15 protein-coding genes and 2 pseudogenes are annotated in these 15,017 nt (G+C 45.9%); 8 read left to right on the plus strand and 9 right to left on the minus strand.

Features of this window, described 5'->3' with window-relative positions; genetic code table 11:
• Positions 1-10: 10 nt before the first annotated feature.
• Positions 11-958, minus strand: coding sequence for an NAD-dependent epimerase/dehydratase family protein (locus K7A41_RS12190; RefSeq protein ID WP_265713890.1), 948 nt, complete (start codon positions 956-958; stop codon positions 11-13).
• 238 nt (positions 959-1,196) lie between these two features.
• Between K7A41_RS12190 and K7A41_RS12195 the strand changes: the two genes are divergently transcribed.
• Positions 1,197-1,781: a dihydrofolate reductase family protein gene (locus K7A41_RS12195; RefSeq protein WP_037533539.1), complete on the plus strand. Its 585-nt coding sequence runs from the start codon at positions 1,197-1,199 to the stop codon at positions 1,779-1,781.
• A 154-nt stretch (positions 1,782-1,935) separates the two neighbouring features.
• On the opposite strand, the gene K7A41_RS12200 is transcribed toward K7A41_RS12195, so the two are convergent.
• The 4 genes from K7A41_RS12200 to K7A41_RS12215 form a co-directional block, all read right to left on the minus strand.
• The gene (locus K7A41_RS12200) at positions 1,936-2,733 is read right to left on the minus strand and encodes a class I SAM-dependent methyltransferase (protein WP_265713892.1); all 798 of its coding nucleotides are present in this window, start codon (positions 2,731-2,733) and stop codon (positions 1,936-1,938) included.
• 56 nt (positions 2,734-2,789) lie between these two features.
• Complete coding sequence (locus K7A41_RS12205; RefSeq protein ID WP_265713893.1) at positions 2,790-3,242, minus strand: VOC family protein; 453 nt, start codon at positions 3,240-3,242, stop codon at positions 2,790-2,792.
• Positions 3,243-3,423: 181 nt separating this feature from the next.
• Positions 3,424-5,487, minus strand: coding sequence for a heavy metal translocating P-type ATPase (locus tag K7A41_RS12210; RefSeq protein ID WP_265713894.1), 2,064 nt, complete (start codon positions 5,485-5,487; stop codon positions 3,424-3,426).
• 106 nt (positions 5,488-5,593) lie between these two features.
• Positions 5,594-6,016: a Fur family transcriptional regulator gene (locus K7A41_RS12215; protein WP_028070365.1), complete on the minus strand. Its 423-nt coding sequence runs from the start codon at positions 6,014-6,016 to the stop codon at positions 5,594-5,596.
• A 192-nt stretch (positions 6,017-6,208) separates the two neighbouring features.
• Between K7A41_RS12215 and K7A41_RS12220 the strand changes: the two genes are divergently transcribed.
• The gene (locus K7A41_RS12220) at positions 6,209-6,601 is read left to right on the plus strand and encodes an ABC transporter permease (RefSeq protein WP_416221949.1); all 393 of its coding nucleotides are present in this window, start codon (positions 6,209-6,211) and stop codon (positions 6,599-6,601) included.
• An 8-nt stretch (positions 6,602-6,609) separates the two neighbouring features.
• Positions 6,610-6,786, plus strand: coding sequence for an ABC transporter permease (locus K7A41_RS23630; RefSeq protein WP_322784021.1), 177 nt, complete (start codon positions 6,610-6,612; stop codon positions 6,784-6,786).
• 237 nt (positions 6,787-7,023) lie between these two features.
• Here K7A41_RS23630 and K7A41_RS12225 read toward each other — a convergent pair whose 3' ends face one another.
• The 4 genes and pseudogenes from K7A41_RS12225 to K7A41_RS12245 form a co-directional block, all read right to left on the minus strand.
• Positions 7,024-7,353, minus strand: coding sequence for a YegP family protein (locus K7A41_RS12225; protein WP_265713897.1), 330 nt, complete (start codon positions 7,351-7,353; stop codon positions 7,024-7,026).
• Positions 7,354-7,535: 182 nt separating this feature from the next.
• Positions 7,536-8,641, minus strand: a pseudogene (locus K7A41_RS23755) (serine hydrolase domain-containing protein).
• Positions 8,622-11,000 carry an ABC transporter permease gene (locus tag K7A41_RS12240; RefSeq protein WP_265713900.1) on the minus strand — a complete coding sequence of 793 codons (2,379 nt, stop codon included), beginning with the start codon at positions 10,998-11,000 and terminating at the stop codon, positions 8,622-8,624. Before K7A41_RS12240 ends, K7A41_RS23755 begins: the two are co-directional and overlap by 20 nt.
• Positions 11,001-11,183: 183 nt before the next feature.
• Positions 11,184-11,591: a hypothetical protein gene (locus tag K7A41_RS12245; protein ID WP_265713901.1), complete on the minus strand. Its 408-nt coding sequence runs from the start codon at positions 11,589-11,591 to the stop codon at positions 11,184-11,186.
• 355 nt (positions 11,592-11,946) lie between these two features.
• Here K7A41_RS12245 and K7A41_RS12250 point away from each other — a divergent pair.
• The 5 genes and pseudogenes from K7A41_RS12250 to K7A41_RS12270 all read left to right on the plus strand — a co-directional run.
• Positions 11,947-12,270 (plus strand): annotated as a pseudogene (locus K7A41_RS12250) (alcohol dehydrogenase catalytic domain-containing protein); the annotation flags it as partial.
• Positions 12,271-12,471: 201 nt separating this feature from the next.
• Positions 12,472-13,047 (plus strand): hypothetical protein, encoded by a 576-nt coding sequence (locus K7A41_RS12255; protein WP_265713964.1) that lies wholly within the window; start codon positions 12,472-12,474, stop codon positions 13,045-13,047.
• A gap of 18 nt (positions 13,048-13,065) precedes the next feature.
• A complete protein-coding gene (locus K7A41_RS12260) occupies positions 13,066-13,590 on the plus strand; it encodes a hypothetical protein (RefSeq protein ID WP_265713902.1) in 525 nt (174 codons plus the stop codon).
• A gap of 18 nt (positions 13,591-13,608) precedes the next feature.
• Complete coding sequence (locus K7A41_RS12265; RefSeq protein ID WP_265713903.1) at positions 13,609-13,965, plus strand: SPW repeat protein; 357 nt, start codon at positions 13,609-13,611, stop codon at positions 13,963-13,965.
• Positions 13,966-14,164: 199 nt separating this feature from the next.
• A complete protein-coding gene (locus tag K7A41_RS12270) occupies positions 14,165-14,884 on the plus strand; it encodes a DUF3575 domain-containing protein (RefSeq protein WP_265713904.1) in 720 nt (239 codons plus the stop codon).
• Positions 14,885-15,017 lie beyond the last annotated feature (133 nt).

Consider the following 15,017-nt stretch of genomic DNA (forward strand, 5'->3'; position numbering starts at 1 on the left):
CATGACCAATTTACTTAATTATCTTGTTAGGTGAAAGCTGTTCATCTTTGATGATACTGATTCCCTGCTTATAGGATGTGACCTGAAAATCCGGAAATTTCGTTCTGAATTTTGAATCGTCAAATAGATTGTCATGTTCATATCGGGGAAGAAGCTCCAGCAGTTCCTTTACGCTTTTATTGAAAAGTGAGCCTATTTTGAACATCAGTTTTCGGACAACAGAGTATTTCAGGTCTCTGCCGTAGATTCCTGCTGCCATTCGGATAAACTCTTTATAGGTAGGATGGCTTTTATCGACCGGCAGGTGCCATGTCTGACCAAATGCGTCAGGGGTATTTCCAATCAAAGCAGTAGCCTGGCTCGCGTCAGGAGTCCAGATCAGGCTTCTTTTCTTATTTGCGCTCAATGGAACCTTCAGCTTGCTACCTTCTTTGATATTGTTAAAAATCAAGGTATTGGTAATACTCTGCGTTTTGCCCGGACCGTAAAATTCAGGAGCACGACAGATCACCGCTTCAAGTCCGCCGGATTCAATTTCTTTCAACACCATTTCGGCCATTTTCCTTCTGACCCTTCCCTTTCTTCCCACAGGGTCAAAAGCGGTTTCTTCTGTCAATACGTGATCATCCTGGGGATACATATACGTATTGTCAAAGAATACGAGTTTGGTATGGTTGATCTTGCAGGCATCAATGACATGACGTAGGATCAGTGAAAACTGTTTCTCCCAGAGATCCGAACTGATGGGAAGCCCCAATGTGAAATAGGCAATTTCACTGCCTTTTACCGCTTCAACCGCTTTTTCACGAATGGACAGATCCGCAGAAAAAATCTCGTCCGTGTCATTTACTTTTTTCGCATTCCTGCTAACAATTCGTATAGAAGAAGTAAAATTTCTTCTAAGTTCTCTGGCGAGCTCTTCGCCAATCTGACCGTTAGCTCCTAATATCGTTTGCATATCTTGCTGCTTTAAATTATTATACAAAGTTCAGTAACCAGCCTAAAAGCAGCGTATCTGAATCAACGGAAGTTGTAACACAATCTCTGTTACATTACCTTTTATTCATTCTATTTCTTGTCATAGGAAAACTCCAATAATCCAAAGTCTTTTTAATTTTATGCATTAAAATAAGAGAACAGATTAATGTCTTTGAGACCGTGTGTGCCTACAGCGAATGACGATTTAAAATTAAATTATGAAAAAGCTTATTCTACAACAATTTATATCGCTAGATGGTTTTTGTGCAGATAGGGACAAAACCACTGGTTTTTTTGATGGAACTTATAATAGTATAGGTAATGAAATAACACCACATCAGGAAAAACTTATGGAAAGTATCGATCTGATTCTTCTTGGAAAAGAAACCTATAGCATGTTTAGCGCCTATTGGCCGGAGGCCGGAGGGGATGATGGCAAGATCGCAGAGGCAATGAACGATATTCCAAAAATCGTTTTTTCCAGCTCATTACAAGAGGTACATTGGGGCCGTCATGAAAACATTAGACTCGTTCCGGATGACGCTATTACTTTTGTCAGATCTATAAAACATAAAAACGAGGGAAAAAACATGATTATGTGGGGTAGTATTTCCTTGGCACAATCGTTATTGAGAGCTGAACTCATTGATGAGGTGCAATTAGTGATAGTACCTGTAGCTATTGGTAAAGGGTATTCTCTATTCCCCGAGGATTTTGAACTTTTTCATTTCGCACTTACAGATCACAAGGTATTCTCAGATGGTGTGGTTTTGCTTACCTATACACCACAGAAAAATTCTTAGCTTGGCGACATAATTGCTTTCCCTTTTATTTTGTCTATTCGGCCGAATGGTAAGAACCATCACCAAAGTCCGAGTAGCATCTGATATCAGCGGCACAGTATATTTTCTTATTGGTCGCCTGTCAGAAAGCGGACGAATTTGCAAAAGATTAAATTTATCCCTCCTTTAATGCCATAATAGCATACACCATCGGAATTTTATCGTCCAAATGCTTGATCCTATATTTTTTAGGTTCTTGTTCGACTGTGTTGTTGAAGCAGTCGTAGGGCGAATAATCGTACTCTTCAAAAGACTTTATTAGCAGTCCATTCGTGATCAGACTAGTGATCACCTCGCTTAGACTATGGTTCCAGCCCACCGTTTTGAGCGATATATCTGCAGTTCTTTCTGCATAAGTGCCTGTTTCATAAGTTACAATGGGGCCTGCATTAAAATATCTGTAGGATATCTTATCAAAACTATCGTCAAACATCCATACCACAGGGTGAAACTCCACGAATATCAGCCTTCCATTGGGCTTCAGAAATCTGGAGATCAGGTTAGCCCACTTGTCGAGATCGGGTAACCAGCCGATCACACCATAGCTGGTGAAGACAATATCAAACCGCTCATTCAAGTAACAGGGTAGATCATATATGTCGCAGCATATAAACCGAACTTCCGCACCGGCTTCCTGTGCCAGCTGCTTTGCCCGCTCTATGGCGACATCCGACAGGTCTACCGCTGTTACTTCTGCTCCCAGCCTATTCAGCGAAATCGAATCCAGACCAAAGTGGCACTGCAGATGCAAGACTGATTTGCCGTTTATATCGTTCAGCAATTGTCTTTCAACTTCATTTAGCGAACTTTTCCCCGCAAGAAATCCGTCGACATCATAAAACTCTGACCGCAGATGAATCTCTGTTTTCGTATTCCAGGACTGACGGTTTATCTCTATATAATTTTCTTCCATCTGAGATTTATAAGTGCTGCTAAATCTACTTAAGCATGGCGCAAATCGGGCAGCTGTTACTTACTGTGCAAAGCTGTCCATTCCTCATAGCTGATCACACCAAGCTGTGGCTGCCCCTGACCGTCCAATATATGGATAAACTCAAGCTGATTGCCATCCGGATCGTCAAAATAAAGAGCCAAAGCCGGCATCCACGCAAAAACCATCGGCTTATTCGTGCCGTCCTTCAAAAAATTATAAGCTTCTAAGCCGTTGGATTGTAAAAACTGGTTGGCTGAGTCCAGGATAAATGACTTGCTACAATGAAAAGCGAAGTGCCTTTTCTGCAGATGCTCTTTTTGTTCCCACAATCCGAGCATTGCTTTCTTGTTTTCCCCGATCCATAAAAAAGCGATGGGCCGGGTGTCATCATAATGGGCGAGCTCCAGCCCCAAAACCTCTGTATAAAATTTTACTGCATTCTCCAGGTTACTTACCTGTACATGTGTTTCGTATAAACCTTCGATCATCTTTCTCCTATTAACAAATTTCCGCGAAGGGATCGTCTTAACTGCTTCCCTATACCGTTAAGATACTAAGTTACGCAAATTATAATTAATCCAGCCTCTACTGGGCGTGATGTTCTACGTTGTCGGCAAACGGGCTGTTTACTTACGTGTAAAAATAGGCCAACAGCTGTATGATCACGTTCTAGTCAAACCTCATACGTTGTATCCGAACGGCGTTCAGGATTGCCAGGAGTGCCACACCGACATCTGCAAACACCGCTTCCCACATCGTGGCCAGCCCACCTGCCCCCAAAATCAGCACCACTGCCTTTACGCCAAATGCCAGGACGATATTCTGTAGCACGATTCTTTTGGTCTGCCTGCCAATTTGGATAGCCATCGGAATTTTGGAAGGCATATCGTCCTGTATGACAACATCAGCAGTTTCTATGGCGGCGTCGCTGCCCAATCCTCCCATGGCGATCCCCACGTCACTCCACGCCAGTACAGGCGCGTCATTTACGCCGTCTCCCACAAAGGCAACAAGCCCCCGTTCCGTTCTGATGTCCTTTACTTTGTTGACTTTATCCTCGGGCAATAGGTCTCCATAAGCACTGTTAATTTGCAGCTGGTCTGCCACTTGCCGCACGACCAGGCTTTTGTCGCCGCTGAGCATGGTTGTATGCACACCGAGTTTATGCAGCTTACTTACCGCGTCCGCAGCGTCGGTCTTGACACTATCTGCGATAGTCACATATCCTGCATAGCGCCGGTCATAAGCAATTGCCACAACTGTCGAAGCGATTTTTTGGGGGGCCAGATCATAGCTGATATTGTATCGGTCCAGTAGTTTAAAATTGCCGACCAATAGTTCTTTACCATTGGCCAATGCACGAAGACCATGTCCCGGAATTTCTTCCACATTGTGCACCCGGATCTGGGCATCAGGTTCACCCAAGTAATTACGGATGGCCGTTGCAATGGGATGTGTGCTCTGGCTTTCAAGTGCGTTGACGAGACCAAGTATCTCATCCCGGTCGTATTCGTTGCTGATGAATAACTCCTGAATATTAAAAACCCCTGCTGTCAAAGTACCGGTTTTATCCATCACCACATGTTGTACTTTGGCCAGTGCATCCAGAAAATTGGAGCCTTTAAATAGAATGCCATTTTTGCTGGCGGCCCCTATTCCCCCAAAATAGCCCAGGGGAATCGAGATAACCAGGGCACATGGACAGGAAATCACCAGAAATACCAAAGCCCGGTACAGCCAGTCACTAAAGACATAGTCATTAACGAAAAATGCAGGCATTAAGGCAATTGCTATCGCCAGGTAAACAACGATAGGTGTATATATTTTCGAGAATTTTCGAATAAACAATTCCGTAGGTGCTTTTTGCGATGCAGCATCCTGTACCAGTTTGAGTATTTTACTGAGCTTACTGTCACTATAGGCTGTCGTCACCCTGACTTGGCAGACGACAGTTAAGTTGATCATACCTGCCAGGACGGTTTCCCCTTTCCGCTTGGTGTCCGGTTTACTTTCTCCCGTGAGGGCGGCTGTATTGAAAGAGGCACTTTCTGAAAGCAGTTCAGCATCCAGCGCCAGCTTTTCACCCGGCTTTAGCTGCAGCACATCGCCTATGGCAGCTTGCTCAGCAGGTTTGGTTATCAATTTGCCGTCCTGCAGTACGGTTACTTTGTCGGGACGCTGATCCAGCAACATTTTGATGTTGCGTTTCGCTCTTGACACCGCGAGCGTCTGAAAGGTCTCCCCGACAGCGTAAAACAGCATGACGGCCACAGCCTCAGGATATTCGCCGATTGCAAATGCGCCAATCGTGGCCAAGGTCATCAATAAAAACTCGGAGAACAAGTCTTTTGAACGTATGCTGTCTGCCGCTTCTTTAATGACCGGTAGACCGACAGGAATATACGCTACCACATACCATAGTAGCCTGACCCATCCCGCAAACCAGTCCTGCCTGAAATAGTTGTCAAACCCAATGGCTGCAAGAAGCAGGATCAGCGAAATCGCTGGCTGTACAAAAAGACGGAAAGCCGACGAGCCTGCCGTCTCATGACTATGCTCATGTCCGTTACCGTGGTCATGGCTGTGATCTTCTTCCCGGATGCCCGGTCCTTTAGCGACGCTTTCTGAGGGATGGCAGCATAGCTGCCCCGTCTCAGTGTCGTATTGATGTACGTGATCATTTTTTTTGGTAAGTTCCAGATGATTATCTGTACTGCAACATATTTTTGACATAGCTGTTTATTTTAATGATTCAACAAGACAAAGCTATGTGGAGAGTTTGGCAACCTGGTTGCAAAGTGAGGTGAGTTGCCCTTGACGCGGACTAGTCTGCTGCAGTCTAAGTTTTAAAAAAACGTGAGCAGTCGTCACAATACCCTTTCATGACGAAGTTGATGCTTGCAAGTAAAAATTTTTCAGGCAGCTGAATCGGGGGCACAGAGATGCTTTCAAGACAAAAGGTATTTTTACAGCGTATGCAGTTAAAATGCACATGGAGATCATCGACGGTACACATGCAGTCGTCGGTACAGATGGAATATTTCATTGAACCGGAGCCATCATCAATACTATGAATGAGCAGATTGTCGTGAAATAAATTCAGCGTCCGGAAAATGGTGGACCTATTGACAGTTTCCAGTTCTACCTCCAGGTCAATCAAGCTGAATGCTCTCTTAAAACCATGCATTGTTTTAAAAATCAGTAATCTTACCGCCGTTGGCTTAATGTTTCTGTTTAACAACTTTTCTTCCAAACTTTTCATGTGTGCCCTCCCTTTAAATTTAATCCTTTCAATTCGACTAAATTTATGAAAGCTTACTATAAGAGTTTTATAATTTTTTGGTTAAGAGTTGTACAATGTACTGGGGTTTAGCTTCAGTATTTTTAATGCACCAGATATGTTCGCTAATGGACAGAACATGTCCGGATATGAACAGTAGGCGGCCGGATTGACATGATACATGCGATTCTATTCATTGCAGGATTTATTTTAGTGATTGCCTGCATCAACTTTATGAATTTAAGTACTGCTCGCAGTGAAAATCGCGCTAAGGAAGTTGGTGTCCGGAAAGTGACAGGAGCCTACAGGAGCTTACTTATTGCCCAATTTCTCACCGAGGCTATCCTCATCGCTTCTATTGGCGGCGTCATCGCCCTTGCTGCAGTATGGCTCTGCCTGCCAGCTTTCAATAATCTGCTTGGAAGCAAAGTTGCTCTGGATTTCACCTCGCCGATGTTGATGAAGCCTACGCTAAGAAATTTAAAGACACTCGGCGACAAGGCATATTGGCTGGGACCTTTACCATGGTTACCATTTTTGTATCCTGTCTTGGCCTCTTTGCCCTAGCAGCGTATATGGCCGAAAAGCGCAAAAAGGAAATCGGAGTCAGAAAGGTCTTGGGGGCTTCTGTCTTTTCCATCACTGGCCTGCTGTCCATGGAGTTTATCCTGTTGGTACTTGTATCGTGTTTGGTCGCCTTTCCTTTATCGTATTGGTTTACAGATCACTTTTTTTTGCAGATGTACAGTTAACGTACGCCTATAAGCTGGAGTATCTTTATCCTCTCCGGGATAGGCACCCTGTTATTGGCTCTGGCTACCGTAAGTTCGCAGGCAATCCGGGCGGCTCTGGCCAACCCTGTGAAAGCATTGCGGGATGAATAGGCTGCCCGTGGCAACAAAAAACACTGTGTCTGCCAGCAGAGTCAAGGTGTTTAAGAACAGGAAAGTTCCGTTCCGGCCTTTCCTGTCTTCAAAATCTGCACTGTACTAATCCAAGTCCTCGATTGTAGCTTTCGGGGCATTGGCTTTTACTGACTCAATCCCCTTTTCTCTACCGCTCTCAGTTTCATATAACTCACTGTTGCCGATGATTTGGCCATTTGTAGCCTTCAGGTTAAAATAAAATTTGCCGTTCGCGGTAATCTTACGTTCAAATTTGTTGTCGTCCTGTGAATTTCGTTTGACCGATTCCACACCATTCAGGCAGCTGGCTTTCGTGCTGTACCCTTCGCTGCTCAAAATGACCTGCCCGTTGCTCGCTTTAAGATTAAATTGGAATTCTCCGTCTTTTCGTGTTTTTACTACAAATTTTCCCATTGTATCAATTATAAATATGATGTATTGTGTTGGAATGTTGTTCCACCCCAATCATAACGATCTATTTTATTTTTATTGTAATACAATCTAAAAATTAATACGCTGCTAACGCTAAATTTATGGATTCAATCATTTTAGTAGCTTTTTTTCTACAAAGCATCGAGAAAACGATCCATCGTTCACTACTCGTTACGGAGATCATACATGGTTTTCCTCATGGCATGGAGATACTCATCCGGATCAAAAGCATCGCCTTTGTTGGTGAGTACGATCAAAGTGAGCTTATTTTTTAGATCTCGCCAGAACAGGCACCGAAATCCGTCCAGACCACCGGTATGGAATACTTCCATGGCTGACCTGTCAACATACCAGCCAAATCCGTAACCCCTTGTGTTTCGTTTATCGATTGTAGGAATGCTGTACATCGTCTCGGTATTTTCTTTATTGAGGAGCGTCCCCTCTCTCAGCGCTTTATCAAATTTCAATAGATCTCCTGTGGTTGAATAAATCCCTCCATCTCCTGTTGTTAATTGCCTATAGTCAAGAATCTGGTTTTTCTTATCAAAACCCGTCACTTTACCCGGAATCGGATGAGCCATATTGTCAAATACAAATGTGTGCTTCATGTCTAGTGGGGCAAGCACGGTTGTACGCAGAAATTCAGCAAACGTTTTTTTTTGATCCGTTCGATAATTATTGACAGCAAGATATAACCCGAACTGCTATATTTAAACTTCGTCCCCGGTGGAAAATCCAGTGCAGCGGCCCGGCTAAGCCATGCTAATACATCAGCGTTCTTCAACGCATTAATACTCGTTTGTGTCGGTGCTTCATAATCTTTTATGCCCGAAGTGTGATTAAGCAGCTGCCGGATGGTCACATCGGCTGCATATTTTGGCAGCTCTTTAATATATGCGGAAGCATGGTCGTCATAACGCAGTAAATGTAATTCCTGGAGCTTCATGATGGCAGCCGCGGTTAAGGGCTTAGCCAGTGATGCAATGTAGAAACAGGGATCCGGTGTATTAAATTCAGTACCCAGCGAAGGGTTGCTGTATCCGAATACACTGTCAATAACGATCTGGCTGTCTTTTGCCAACAGAATAGCCCCGTTCAGTTTCCCCTGTTGGTAAAACGTTCTTGTGATGTCGGCTGCTGTTTCTTTTCTGCAGGATTGGAATGTGATCGAAATACAAATACAACAGTAAAGAAGAGCCTTTGCCGGGCGAGCTGACGTGAAAAAGGACTTTGACACCATACTATACTTACTATTCATTGCGCAAATCATCCGAAATATTGGCACGCGATACTCTGATAATATGGATGCCGACGGTAGTTGCCACGGCCAGTAGAATGCCTATTGCGCTCAATCCAAACAGCCAGCCAGTCAGGCTGATGCGGTAAGCAAAGCTCTGTAGCCATTTCTCTGCTGCCCACCAGCTTATCGGAATGGCGACCACGATTGCAACGGCTATGAGCTGTAAATATTGACTGCCGAGTAACACGCTAAGATGCAGTAAATCTGCCCCCAGTACTTTGCGTACGCTGATCTCTTTCTGGCGCTGTCCAATCAGGAAAGCCGTCAGTGCAAACAAACCTATCAATGAGATCATGATGGCAGTAATACCGAAAAACGATACGATACGCTGCAGACGGATATGGCTTGAAAACAGCTGCTGAAAATTAGCGTCTAAAAACGAGTATTTTAAGTCAAAATCGGGTTCGATCTTCTTCCATACTTCTTCTATTGCCTCCACGACCCTTTTGACATCCGTTCCTTCGATTTTGACCAGGATGGCTCCCCCAGATTGGAATCTGCACGCATTGTTACCTATGGTATATACCGCAGGCTGCACCTGCTGCTCCAGCCCCTGTACATTGAAGTCTTCGACTATACCTACCACGGATAACGGTACGCTATCGCAGCCAGCAAACGCTATTGAAGTAGCTTTCCCATGCCGATGTCCCAGTTTGTCGGCAGCGGCTTTGTTGATAATTGCCGAACGGGTATGCTGATCTGCATAACTTCCGTCAAAGTAACGCCCGCTTATCAGGCCAATATCCAGTGTTTCAAAATATGCTTCGCTAACTTTCACTGAATTCATCCTATAGGTTTGTCCCGCTGCATTAAATTCAATTGTTGTCGTGTCCACATGCTGGTCACCGGGTACTGTTGTTGTCTTTGCGACGGATTGCACGCCACTTATTCGCATCAGCTGGGATCTGACGGTTTCAAAATTCTCTTCCCTGGTACTCATTTTGTACGCCTGTATCCGTAGAACCTGTTCAGCAGAGAATCCCTTGTCCCGGGTCTGCATAAAATCGAGCTGATGGCTAACGACTGTTACGCCGTAAATGAAAAATGCCGCCACCGCAAATTGTACAATGATTAGTCCATTGCGGAATGCTATGCCCCCCCTCCCTCTTGAATAATCGCCTTTCAGTACTTTGGTCGTATTAAACCGTGTAAGAAAGAGCGCAGGATATAGACCAGACAGTACGACGACAATAGAAAGTGACAACAGTACCTGCAACACGAGGCGTAAGGTTATCCCGCTGTTTAAAAAGTTGATATTGACATTAAATTGTGCGTTGAAATGCGGCAGGATGAGCGAGAGCATCAGTATAGCCAAAACAAAAGCAATACTACATTGGATGGCCACCTCCCCCATAAATTGCCAAAATAGTCTGGCCCGGCTGGAACCCAATACCTTTTTGACGCCGACCTCTCTGGCTCTACGCAAGGAAGCTGCAATAGAAAGGTTGCTAAAATTGATGGCTCCTGCGATCAGCAGCATTGCTGCGAGCACTAGCAATATGGTCACGGTTTTGATGTTGCTGCTGCCATGTTTCGGAAAATTGTGAATGTCATGAGCAAAATCCAAAAACAGCCCTTCCTGTGATCCGCTCTTTTTAAATTCCGGATACCCCTGGTTATTGTGCTCTTTTCTTAATTGCTCATCGTAATAGATCCGATCCACTAACGTTTCAACAGCGACCCGGTTTACTAACGGTTTGGTTTTGATATAGGTTAAATAAGAATGGTTTCCCCAATGATAGTTATTCTTTTCATTGGGATTACGGAATACTGCCTCAATATTTAAATGCGACGGGCCTGTTGCTCCTTTCATCACAGCAGTCACGGTACACTCATAGGCATTAAATATCTTGATGGTTTTGCCGACCGCGTCCTCTTCTCCAAACATTTTTTTTGCCAGATGCTCACTGATCACGATGGCGTTGGGTTTATTGAGCGGTGCTATGCTTTCTCCCGCGGTGATTTCGTAGGGAAATACACTAAAAAATAGCGAATCTGCTGCTACGATCCCTTTCTGTATTATCCTTTTTTCTGCGGTGGACAGTGGTGTTTCGAAACTTTCATCCCGAGTCATGTTTGTGGCTGCTGCCACCATCGAGACTTTGTCGCGCAGTAATGCAGCCAATGGTGCCTGAGTCGATTGATATACATCCTCCTTTCCCTTTAGAGATACCCGCGCCACCCGCTCCAGCTCGGGGCTCCACCGGTCGTAGTTGAGTTCGTGATTGAGGTACAGCAGCAAGATCATGAAGCTGCATATGCCAACAGCAAGCCCGAGGATATTGATGAGCGAATAGCCGAACGAGCGTTTTATGTTTCTAAAAGCCAATTTTAAATAATGTCGCAACATACGGTGATAGAGGTCTAAAGGTTACACATGGCTTCACATAGTGCATATGCCGGACCATTTTTCTAAAACTCTATTTCATAGTTATTTAGATGGTTGACGCATTATCAACCTGTTCGAATTCGAACAGTAACTGTACAGAAGCGAACGATCAAAATCATTCCATTATTTAAGTTTCTTTTCCACGACATCCAGACGTTTGCGCCAAGCCATCATTTGAGGATCCTGATAGACTGGCTTGCCATCTTCGTCAATGAGGCCCAGGGCCTTCGCCAGATTCCGGCTGAGATCCGCAGATTTATCGTTTGATTTTTTCCATTCACGCTGGTCTTCGAAAATGTCTTTTTCATAGGCGCTGAGCGCTTTTTTAATCATACTTTGTTCTTTCTTGTAGGCCTTCTGCTTACGGTACAGGATCATCAGCCGGTTGTAGGCGGTGGTGTTCAGACTGTCTTTTGTGAGGATCGCCTTGTAGTCCTTTATAGCCTCTTCCGTCTTGCCTTCAGATTCTAGCGCACGCGCGTGTTTGAGCTGCTCATTGATAGAGACACGTTTAGCCTTGCTGTCTGCCATACTGTGTTACTTTCATTGTTTATGGTCAATAACAATCATCAGCTACCGTTGGTTTGAGGGCACTTTCTTCAGAACACCATGTTTTTTGGATCGGCTGAGAGTTGAAGGGGAAAATACGGACGTGCGCCAATTAATACGTTCTTCGTCCGTGCTTGTGACATATACGCAAAATATCCAAACCATTACCGGCAATATAGCCTTCATCAGTAGCAAGGTGACCATTTATCTTTAACCGGCAACGCTGTTTCTCAGTTCCGCTAAAGATGATGTATTGAACTGAAGTTTAATTTAAAATATCTGTAATATGCTTGCAATGAACTACCGTGGACCATACCGTATTCGGGCCGACCGTAATATGCCACTACCAGAAATCCTCCATCCGCAGGATGCCATCGTCAAGGTGCTGCGTTCCTGTATCTGCGGATCCGACCTGCATCTCTACCATGGGCTGGTCCCCGATACCCGTGTTGGGACCATATTTGGCCATGAATTTATTGGCGAAGTGGTGGAAGTCGGTTCCGCCATCGACAACCTGAAGGTGGGTGACCGCGTGATGGTACCCTTTAATATCGCCTGCGGCAAATGTGCATTTTGCCAGCAGGGACTGTATGGCAATTGTCACGAGTCCAATCCGGAGGCCACAGCGGTCGGCGGTATATTCGGCTATTCGCATACTGCCGGCGGCTATTCCGGTGGACAGGCCGAATATGTGCGGGTACCCTATGCCGACGTGGGGCCGGTAGTCATCCCGCCATGGATGGATTCTGACGACGCAGTGCTGCTGACTGACGTGGTCCCCACAGGCTATCAGGCGGCAGAGATGGCCGGCATTCAGCCCGGAGATACCGTGGTGGTATTTGGTGCGGGGCCGATTGGAATCATGGCTGCTAGATGTGCATGGCTCTTTGGTGCAGGCCGTGTCATTATCATAGACCAGGTCGAGTACCGGCTTGAGTTTGCCGAACGGTATGCACAGTGCGAGGCGGTCAACTTCCGTTCCATCGGTGATCCGGTCGTATTCATTAAAACCATCACAGATTCACTGGGTGCCGACGTGTGTATCGACGCGGTCGGCTGCGAGGCTGCCGGCAATGCCATAAATACCGTTTTGGGACGTTACATGATGCTTCAGGGTGGCTCCACCACTGCCCTCCACTGGGCCATCAATAGTGTCAAAAAGGGTGGTATTGTATCCATCGTCGGCGTATATGGTCCCATCAATAGTCTCGTGCCGATCGGCAACGTGCTCAACAAGGGCATTACGATAAGGGCCAACCAGGCTTCCGTCAAACGGCTGCTGCCACGGCTCATCGAGCATGTACAGTCCGGCATCATAGATCCCAAGGCGCTGATTACCCATCGGGTTCCCCTCGAGGAGGTCGCAGATGCATACCACATGTTCTCCAGTAAATTGGACGGCTGCATCAAAACGGTATTGTTACCCCCATCCATGTAAAATTTAATATTGTCAATTATGATCACAGACCAAACCACATCCAAAGATTTTATCCATGACAGAAAGCATAACTATGCCCATATCAAAGGCTGGGGTATAGATGCCGATCGGAAAAACGATCCCACCTACCCCATCAAACAGCGAAACAATGCTGAGCATCGGGGCTATTCCTGGCAGCGTCCGCTTCCGCAGGACAAAACGGTGGAGATCCTGCAGTCTGTCGAGCGCCCCAATCTGACTGCCGTATTCGGTACGTCGGTCCCACCCGCTGGCATCAGTGGCATGGTCAGGCGCGTGGCGTTTAAATACAGCGAGTCAAGCTATGGACGCTGGCTGCCACTCATGCTCGCCGACCGCGTCCAGGTGCTGGAAGGCATTGTGAAAGATCTCAGCAGTGGACATATCCCCAATATACCTAAAGAGCTTGGCCTCTCATCCGAATGGAAATACAATAGAAAGGCGATGCTCACAAAAGCGGCCGTAGGCTTATTGGTCGCGGGAGCGGTCATATTCCGGCTCTGCAGATCAGGAAAGCGTCCATAACTTAAACTGACAACAGCTATGAAAATATTCAGCACCAGGACTCACGGCTACCTGGATTATCTGGTAGGCGTTTTTCTCATCCTTTGCCCATTTTTATTTCACCTTGCCAATGATCGGCCCGAGGGAGCCGTGTTTGTGGTGCTCGGAATACTGACCTTGGTATACAGTGCGATAACCCACTACGAGCTGGGCTTGGTCAGAATCATTCCCATGAATGTGCATCTCGTCCTTGATGTGCTTTCGGGCTTGTTTCTGGCCGTCTCACCCTGGCTGTTCGACTTCGCAGATATAGTGTACTTCCCACATGTCATCATCGGTATTATCGAAATCGGTGTGGCACTGACGACGAAGTCGGTACCTAAAATACCGTTTTGATTGGAGGAGTGCCCGTTGCAGCCCACGAAAGGGCTAAATAAACTGCCAACCAAATCGTCCCAAGGGACGTTTGTTTAAGGAGCGATAAGCCCTTCTGAACGGTAATTTTATGAATATAAGAGAATTTAACAAATTGTATAATTTCATTGGATGTCAGCAGATAATCCGATATATTTGGTTCCTGTACACAGCATCGACTATGAAACAACATCACCTTATCCTGCTTTCGCTTGGCTTGTTCGCAGCAACGGCATTGAAGGCGCAGGAGAAATCCAATTTGGTCAAACTGAATCTTCTGCCGCTGACGGCTGGCAATGTGGCGCTTGAATATGAAAGAGCCCTTCAGGACCGCATTTCACTGAGCGGTACACTAAGCTTTCGGCCCAAATCCGGACTACCCTTTCGTTCACTATGGGAGTCTGCAGTTGATGACGAGTACGATATCCTGGGCGGCGCCAAACTCGGGGCTTTTTCGTTTACGCCCGAGGTCCGGTTTTACCTGGGCGACAAAGAAGCACTGCGGGGATTCTACGTCGCTCCTTTTGTCAAATATTCCAACTATACGCTGAGTACAGTTCTTTCGGTCGACCAGTCGAACTACCAGAAAGAAGTCGCCATATCGGGCGCATTGAATGCCTTTACTGCCGGTGTAGCCATCGGTAGCCAGTGGCGCCTCGGCGAAGATATTTATCTCGACTGGCGTATCATCGGTCCCAGCTATGGTTTTAACAAGGGGACGTTTGAGGGCAAGACGCCGCTCAATGCGGACGAACAGCGCGAGGTGCAGAAACAGCTGGATGACTTTGACATCGACGTCATCGATCTCCAAAAAGAAGTCAGCGCTGAGGGGGTGACCCTCCGTACGAGCGGACCATTTGCCGGGATCCGCACAGCCCTGTCTTTTGGTTACCGTTTTTAGACTGCCGCCCTGAGGATCGTTAACTGGTATAACTGATTGTAAATCAGTTGTTCTGTTCGCTCTCAGGCGCAGCAGGATACCAGTTTTTAGCTTCAGACCTGTGCTCCGTTTCCATTTCCTTTTCTGCCAGTAT

The organism is Sphingobacterium sp. InxBP1 (genome assembly GCF_026191775.1).
Lineage (GTDB): Bacteria > Bacteroidota > Bacteroidia > Sphingobacteriales > Sphingobacteriaceae > Sphingobacterium > Sphingobacterium thalpophilum.

Excerpts from the sequence above, each read along its gene's own strand:
- K7A41_RS12190 (WP_265713890.1), bottom strand. The coding sequence starts at position 958 with ATGCAAACGATATTAGGAGCTAACGGTCAGATTGGCGAAGAGCTCGCC.
- K7A41_RS12195 (WP_037533539.1), top strand. The coding sequence starts at position 1,197 with ATGAAAAAGCTTATTCTACAACAATTTATATCGCTAGATGGTTTTTGT.
- K7A41_RS12200 (WP_265713892.1), bottom strand. The coding sequence starts at position 2,733 with ATGGAAGAAAATTATATAGAGATAAACCGTCAGTCCTGGAATACGAAA.
- K7A41_RS12205 (WP_265713893.1), bottom strand. The coding sequence starts at position 3,242 with ATGATCGAAGGTTTATACGAAACACATGTACAGGTAAGTAACCTGGAG.
- K7A41_RS12210 (WP_265713894.1), bottom strand. The coding sequence starts at position 5,487 with ATGTCAAAAATATGTTGCAGTACAGATAATCATCTGGAACTTACCAAA.
- K7A41_RS12215 (WP_028070365.1), bottom strand. The coding sequence starts at position 6,016 with ATGAAAAGTTTGGAAGAAAAGTTGTTAAACAGAAACATTAAGCCAACG.
- K7A41_RS12220 (WP_416221949.1), top strand. The coding sequence starts at position 6,209 with ATGATACATGCGATTCTATTCATTGCAGGATTTATTTTAGTGATTGCC.
- K7A41_RS23630 (WP_322784021.1), top strand. The coding sequence starts at position 6,610 with ATGGCCGAAAAGCGCAAAAAGGAAATCGGAGTCAGAAAGGTCTTGGGG.
- K7A41_RS12225 (WP_265713897.1), bottom strand. The coding sequence starts at position 7,353 with ATGGGAAAATTTGTAGTAAAAACACGAAAAGACGGAGAATTCCAATTT.
- K7A41_RS12245 (WP_265713901.1), bottom strand. The coding sequence starts at position 11,591 with ATGGCAGACAGCAAGGCTAAACGTGTCTCTATCAATGAGCAGCTCAAA.
- K7A41_RS12255 (WP_265713964.1), top strand. The coding sequence starts at position 12,472 with ATGGCTGCTAGATGTGCATGGCTCTTTGGTGCAGGCCGTGTCATTATC.
- K7A41_RS12260 (WP_265713902.1), top strand. The coding sequence starts at position 13,066 with ATGATCACAGACCAAACCACATCCAAAGATTTTATCCATGACAGAAAG.
- K7A41_RS12265 (WP_265713903.1), top strand. The coding sequence starts at position 13,609 with ATGAAAATATTCAGCACCAGGACTCACGGCTACCTGGATTATCTGGTA.
- K7A41_RS12270 (WP_265713904.1), top strand. The coding sequence starts at position 14,165 with ATGAAACAACATCACCTTATCCTGCTTTCGCTTGGCTTGTTCGCAGCA.